Genomic DNA, 4,926 nt, shown 5'->3' with positions numbered 1-4,926 from the left:
GCGCGGGCCCCGGTCGCCTTCGCTGCGTGGGCCACGGTCGCGGCCGCCGCCACTGCCACCGCTGCGGCCACCGCGCTCGGGGCGGCCGCCGATTTTACCACCCAGGCCGGCAAAGCGCTTGGGGTCGAACTCCGGGGCCGGGCCCAGGCCCAACTCCTCAGTGATGCTGCGCTTTTCGAGGTCGCGCTCGATGAGCTTCTCAATTTTAATTACCCGGTCCTGGTCCTGGTCGGAAATGAAAGTGATGGCCGTGCCCTTGGTGGCAGCGCGGGCGGTGCGGCCGATGCGGTGCACGTAGTCTTCGGCGGCGCGGGGAATGTCGTAGTTCACCACGTGGCTCAGCGAGTCGATGTCGATGCCGCGGCTGAGCACGTCGGTGGCCACCAGAATGGGAAACTGCTTGTTTTTGAAGGCGCGCATGATTTCCTCGCGCTCTTCCTGGGTGCGGTCGGAGCTGATGCCGCGGGCCTCGATGCCGAGCTTGTTCACGGCCTTCACGATGCCGCCCACGGCCGCTTTCTGGCTCGTGAACAGCACCATGCTCTGCACTTCCTGGGTCTTGATGATGTGCTCGAGAATGTAGATTTTCTGGCGGTCGAAGGCCATGTACATCTGCTGGTCGATGCCGGCGGCGGGCTTGGAAACAGCGAGGCGGATTTCCTCGGGGTTCTTGAGAATCTGCTGCGAGAAGTCGCGGATTTTCGTGGGCATGGTGGCCGAAAACAGCAGGGTCTGCCGGTTGGTGGGCAGCTGACGCACGATGTTGAAGATGTCATCGCTGAAACCCATGTCCATCATCTTGTCGGCCTCGTCCAGCACCAGGTATTTAATCTGGTCAAACTTCACGTAGCCCATCTGCAGGTGCGCAATGAGGCGGCCGGGCGTGGCGATGATGATGTCGGCCCCAGAGGTGAGGGCGCGCTTCTGCTGCTCCCAGTTCTCGGATTTACCGCCGCCATAAATGGCTATCGAGCTGGCTTCCACGTAGTAGCCGAAACCCATTACCTGCTCGTCAATCTGGGTGGCCAGCTCGCGGGTGGGCACCAGAATGAGGGTGGTGGTGTGGCCGTGCTTGTCGTGCGAAATCTTGTCGAGCAGCGGCAGCAGGTAGGCGGCGGTTTTGCCGGTGCCGGTCTGGGCGCAGGCAATGAGGTCTTTGCCGTCGAGGATTTTGGGGATGGCCTGCTCCTGCACGGGCGTGGCCTGCTGGTAGTTCATGGCGTCGATGCCGGCCAGCAGGTCGTCATGGAGGTTAAATTCGTGAAACGTCAAGGTTCAGCTTATTGAGAATGGTAAAAGGCTGACCTTGATGCTTTGGCCAGCAAACCGCTTGATTTGGGGTAAAGATACGACGGGTAACGGTTGGGGTCGTTTGGGCGCATTGGCCATCTGCAACGTCATGCCGAGCGCAGCCGAGGTATCTCGCATGTGGTGGTAACTCAACCGTCAGGGTAGGAATTAGTGGTGGCACGTGAGATGCCTCGGCTGCGCTCGGCATGACGTTTCTTTACGTCACGCACCTCCCCCCCAATTCCCACCACCATGCCCGCACTCGACCGTTTTTCTACGCAAGCTGCCGATTACGCCCGCTACCGCATTAATTACCCTGCCGCGCTCTACGACTGGCTGCTGCCCCAGGTAGCGAGCCGTGAGCGCGCCTGGGACTGCGCCACCGGCAACGGCCAGGTTGCGGCGGTACTGGCCGAAACCTTCGTGCGCGTCGATGCCACCGACCTCAGCGAAAGCCAGCTGGCGCAGGCCTCGCCGCGCCCCAACATTCACTACCAAACCGCCACCGCCGAGCACACGCCCTTCCCCAACCAGCGGTTCGACCTCATTACCGTGGCCCAGGCTGTGCATTGGTTTGATGTGGAGGCCTACCACGCCGAGGTACGGCGCGTGGCCCGGCCCAGCGCGGTGCTAGCCGAGTGGGGCTACCAGCTGTGCCGCCTCGAAACGCCCGCGCTAACCGAACTGCTCGATGAATTCCACAACGTAACCTCAGCCCCGTACTGGGATACCAACCGTCGCCACATCGAAACCGAGTATGCCGACCTGCCCTTCCCCTTCGCCAACGTGCGGCAGGCCCGCTTCGCCGTGGTAAAAAACTGGACGGCCGCCGATATGCTGAATTACTTACGCACCTGGTCGGCCACGGCCAACTACGCCCGGCAGCACGCCGGAGCCGACATGGTGGCCTTGGTAGCTGAAGCGCTGACGCAGCTGTGGGGCCCGCAGGCGCGCCCAGTCACCTTCCCAGTCTTTGCGCGGGCCGGGCGGGTAGAATAATGGCGGCTCGCCGCGTTGGGAAGCCGAACCAAGCGTTTCTGATGACTATTCTGATTACTCAGTTGCGGGCCGTGGGCCTGTTTTACCGCAGCGTTGCGCCCTTCATGCTGGGCATTTCGGGCCTGATACTGGCGACGGTGCTGCTGCCGGCCCTGCGCGAGGGCTGGGGCGCGGGCCTGCTGCCGGGGCTGCTGCTCGCCAAGCTGGCCACGGCGCCGGTGGTGTGGTACTTGTCCGAGCAGCTGCGGCCCGGCCAGTACTGGTTCTATTTCAACCTGGGCCTCTCGCGCCGCCGCTTGTGGGGCGGCGTGGTGGCGCTGGATGGCCTGTTGTTTCTGGGGGGCGTATTGGCCATGCGGGCCGGCGTGGCGTGAGGGCGGCGGCCGGGAGCCCGGCGGGCCCACAGGTGCTGGAAGCCGATGGCATTCAGGTTGCGTTTGCGGGGCGGCAGGTATTGGCCAACATCTACCTGCGGGTGCAGACCGGCCAGATTGTGGGGTTACTGGGCCGCAACGGCAGCGGCAAATCGGTGTTGCTGCAAACCATTTTCGGAGCCCGGACCGTGGCCGACGCCTCCGTGCGCGTGAACGGCCGGCGGGTGGTGCCGGCGTTCCGCCAGGCGGGACTGCTCAATTACCTGCCGCAGGAGCCGCTGTTGCCGCCTTCGCTGCCACTGCGCCAGGCCGCCCGTATGCTGGGCGTGGAGCTGACGGAAGCCACCGCCCGCTTTCCGGAGCTTCGGCCTCAGTTCGATTGTCGCGCTGGCGAGTTGTCGGGTGGCACGGCACGGCTGCTGCAAACCCTTCTGCTCCTGCACGCCGATACTGCGTTTTCGCTATTCGACGAGCCATTTTCCGGCGTGATGCCGGTGCATGTCGAAACCCTGGCTGAGGAGATGCAGCGAATCAAGCAGCGTAAGGGCCTGCTCATCACCGACCACCGCCACGCCGAGGTGCTCCCGCTCTGCGACGTGGTGTACTTGCTGCACCAGGGCCGTTTGCTGAAGCTGGAAGGCGACGTGAAGGAGGCGCTGCGGGATTACGGCTACCTGGCCCAATAGCGCGCTAAAGGTATTTTCGGGGTGCGCTACTGCCGAGACTCCGAAACCGTACCAGCGTGCAGGACAGGATGTAGGAACGCGCCTTGGCGCGTTCGGCTCCTGAGAGCGGACGGTACGGAAACGCCCACTCAGGCGCCGCACGCGCCAAGGCGCGTTCCCAATACCTATTTTGCGGTTCTATGAATAACGAGCTTCCTTTTGCCGGCCTGCGCGTGCTGGAGCTGGCTTCGGTGCTGGCGGGCCCGCAGGTGGGCCAGTTTTTTGCTGAGCTGGGTGCCGAAGTACTAAAAGTCGAAAGCCCGGCCGGCGACGTTACGCGCACCTGGAAAACCAGCGCCGAAACCGCCGCGCCAGCTGCTGATGACGCTACTGTTTCGGCCTATTTTTCGGCTTCCAACTGGGGCAAAAAATCGCTGGTGCTGGACCTGACCACCGCCGCCGGCCAAACCAGCCTGCACGGCATCGCCGCCACTGCCGACATCGTGCTGGCCAGCTACAAGCCCGGCGATGCCGAAAAGCTAGGCGCCGGTTACACTACCTTATCAAGCGCAAACCCGCGTCTCATCTACGGCCATCTCACCGGCTACGGCCCCGATACCGCGCGGGCCGGCTACGATGCCGTGCTCCAGGCCGAGGCCGGTTTCATGCACCTCAACGCGCCCGGCCCCGGCCAGCTACCCCAAAAAATGCCCGTGGCGATGGTGGATTTGCTGGCCGCGCACCAGTTAAAGGAAGGACTGCTCACCGCGCTCTACCAGCGGGAACGGACCGGCCGCGGGGCCGCGGTGCACGTCAGTTTGCTCGATAGCGCGCTGTCGGCCCTCGCCAATCAGGCGGCCACGTACCTCGTGACCGGTCACGACCCGCAGCCCCTGGGCTCCGGCCACCCCAGCATCGTGCCCTACGGCACCGTGTACCGCGCGGCCAACGGCCGTCGGCTGGTGCTGGCCGTGGGCTCCGACGGGCAGTTTCGGCAGCTGTGCGCAGCCCTGGAGCAGCCCGATTGGGCGGCCGACTTCCGCTTCGGCACCAATGCTGCCCGCGTCACGCACCGCGCCGCGCTGGAAGCATTGCTCACTGCCCGCATCGCGGCCGTGGATGGCGATGCGTTGCTGGCCGCGCTGGAGCGGCGCGCGGTGCCCGCCGGGGCCGTGCGCACGGTGGGGGAGGCCCTGGCGCAGCCGCCGGCGCAGCGCATGTTGCTGCCGGGGGCGGAAGCGGTGAGCGCGGGGCTGCGCACGGTGGCTTTTGGCAGCAGCACCTGGGGCCGCGTGCGCCATTTGAGCGCCCCGCCGGTGCTGGGCGCGGCTGAGGTTTCTGGGTTTTTGGCCCCGCCGGCTACGGAAAGCGCAACTACTGCCGGGCTTCCCTACGTACCACCCGTAAGCTGATTCCGTCGCAGTTGTTGCGGCCGTGTGCTTGCACCGGTAATTTGCACCTTTCCTACCCCGCTGGTTTTCGGATATTTTTCAACTTCTCGCATGGCCAAGTCAACCACCAAAAAAACCGTTGTTTCCGCGCCCGCCGCCCCTGAAGCGCCGGCGTTGCCCAGAGAATTGCCGCCCGCCGTGCCGCCC

At 64.7% G+C, this 4,926-nt stretch carries 5 protein-coding genes; 4 read left to right on the top strand and 1 reads right to left on the bottom strand.

Features of this window, described 5'->3' with window-relative positions:
- On the bottom strand, nucleotides 1–1,218 hold a 1,218-nt coding region (locus tag GM79_RS04685; RefSeq protein WP_051718520.1), incomplete at its 3' end, for a DEAD/DEAH box helicase.
- Nucleotides 1,219–1,542: 324 nt separating this feature from the next.
- On the opposite strand from GM79_RS04685, the gene GM79_RS04680 reads away from it, so the two are divergent.
- From GM79_RS04680 to GM79_RS04665, 4 genes are all read left to right on the top strand, one after another.
- Nucleotides 1,543–2,289 carry a class I SAM-dependent methyltransferase gene (locus tag GM79_RS04680; protein WP_035560034.1) on the top strand — a complete coding sequence of 249 codons (747 nt, stop codon included), beginning with the start codon at nucleotides 1,543–1,545 and terminating at the stop codon, nucleotides 2,287–2,289.
- A 41-nt stretch (nucleotides 2,290–2,330) separates the two neighbouring features.
- Nucleotides 2,331–2,663 (top strand): hypothetical protein, encoded by a 333-nt coding sequence (locus GM79_RS24635; protein ID WP_152559835.1) that lies wholly within the window; start codon nucleotides 2,331–2,333, stop codon nucleotides 2,661–2,663.
- A 32-nt stretch (nucleotides 2,664–2,695) separates the two neighbouring features.
- The gene (locus tag GM79_RS04670; RefSeq protein WP_152559834.1) at nucleotides 2,696–3,349 is read left to right on the top strand and encodes an ATP-binding cassette domain-containing protein; all 654 of its coding nucleotides are present in this window, start codon (nucleotides 2,696–2,698) and stop codon (nucleotides 3,347–3,349) included.
- Between the two features lie 179 nt (nucleotides 3,350–3,528).
- Nucleotides 3,529–4,740, top strand: coding sequence for a CaiB/BaiF CoA transferase family protein (locus GM79_RS04665; protein ID WP_235183920.1), 1,212 nt, complete (start codon nucleotides 3,529–3,531; stop codon nucleotides 4,738–4,740).
- Nucleotides 4,741–4,926 lie beyond the last annotated feature (186 nt).

Source organism: Hymenobacter sp. IS2118 (assembly GCF_000715495.1).
In the GTDB taxonomy this organism is placed as follows: domain Bacteria; phylum Bacteroidota; class Bacteroidia; order Cytophagales; family Hymenobacteraceae; genus Hymenobacter.
The sequence above is the reverse complement of the archived record's forward strand: the minus strand, read 5'-3'. Positions and strand labels throughout refer to the sequence as shown.